This is a genomic window from Sphingobium sp. SG1, assembly GCF_057063145.1.
Genome location: NZ_JBVVOJ010000062.1, coordinates 1 through 1,293 on the forward strand (window position 1 = coordinate 1; position 1,293 = coordinate 1,293).

The 1,293-nt window shown below is 60.7% G+C and carries 1 protein-coding gene; it reads left to right on the forward strand.

The annotated features are described in order from the left end of the window. Positions 1–74: 74 nt before the first annotated feature. Positions 75–1,157 (forward strand): IS5 family transposase, encoded by a 1,083-nt coding sequence (locus AC0KVN_RS27555; protein ID WP_125985526.1) that lies wholly within the window; start codon positions 75–77, stop codon positions 1,155–1,157. Positions 1,158–1,293: the final 136 nt, after the last annotated feature.

A 1,293-nucleotide genomic window follows, 5' to 3' on the forward strand; every position in this document is an offset into this window, starting at 1 on the left:
TGGACGCCTCGAAAAACGCTGGCCTTTGGGGGGTAGATTTGATTCACTTCGCCGACGCTGTGGCGGAGGCAGAAATGGCAGGACAGCCGGGTTTCTTTGATCTTTCGGACCGATATGAGGCGCTGAGCGCGGCAGGCGATCCGCTGGAGCGGTTGTCGGCGGTGGTGGATTTCGAGCTATTCCGGGGACCGCTGGTGGCCGCGCTGCGCCGTGGTCCTCGTAACAAGGGCGGACGGCCGCCGTTCGATCCGGTGCTGATGTTCAAAATCTTGGTTTTACAGGCGTTGTATTCGCTGTCCGACGAGGCGACCGAGTTTCAGATCAAGGACCGGCTATCGTTTCAGCGTTTCCTGGGCGTGGGGCTGGAAGGCACCGTGCCCGATGCCACCACGGTCTGGCTGTTCCGCGAACGGCTTGTGACGGCCAAGGCGATCGACCGGCTGTTCGCGCGCTTCGATGTCGCGCTCAAGGACCAGGGATACCTGGCCATGGGCGGTCAGATCATTGATGCCACCGTTGTACCCGCACCCAAGCAGCGCAACACCCAGGAGGAGAAGACAGCGATCAAGGAAGGCCGTATCCCCAAGGAATGGACGCCTGCCAAGGTCCGGCAGAAAGACCGCGATGCGCGCTGGTCGATCAAATATAGCAAGGCCAAGGTCCAGGAAGGCGCCGATCCCAGGGCGGCAAAGCCGGTCGATCTGGCCATTCCGATGTTCGGCTATAAAAATCATATCGGCATCGATCGGGCTCACGGTCTGATCCGTACCTGGGATGTGAGCGCCGCCAATGCTCATGACGGGGCGCGACTGCCCGATCTGATCAGCAAGGATAACACTGCATCGGGCGTTTGGGCCGATACCGCCTATCGATCGAAGAAGAACGAGGCGTTCCTCGCCAAGGGCATGTTCACCAGCAACATCCACCAGAAGCGCCTACCCAGACGGCCGTTGCCTGAACGGATAGCCAGAGCCAATGCAAGGCGCTCAAAGGTCCGCGCCGCCGTTGAGCATGTTTTTGCCGGGCAGAAACACCGCATGGGCCTTGTCGTCCGCACCATCGGCATCGCTCGCGCCACTATCAAGATCGGCATGGCCAACCTGGTCTATAATTTCCAGCGCCTCGCATGGCTCGAAGGCCGAGCTGCGCCTGCATGACACGAAAACTGGAATCAGCGATCGGCTCCGTCCAGAAAATCAGCGGATCGGTGCAGCGGAATCGGCACTACCCGCCCGCTGCCGCCTCCTCCTGCGCCCAGTTGGACATAATCCGACGGTTCTTCGAGGTGTCCAG

Excerpts from the sequence above, each read along its gene's own strand:
- AC0KVN_RS27555 (WP_125985526.1), top strand. The coding sequence starts at position 75 with ATGGCAGGACAGCCGGGTTTCTTTGATCTTTCGGACCGATATGAGGCG.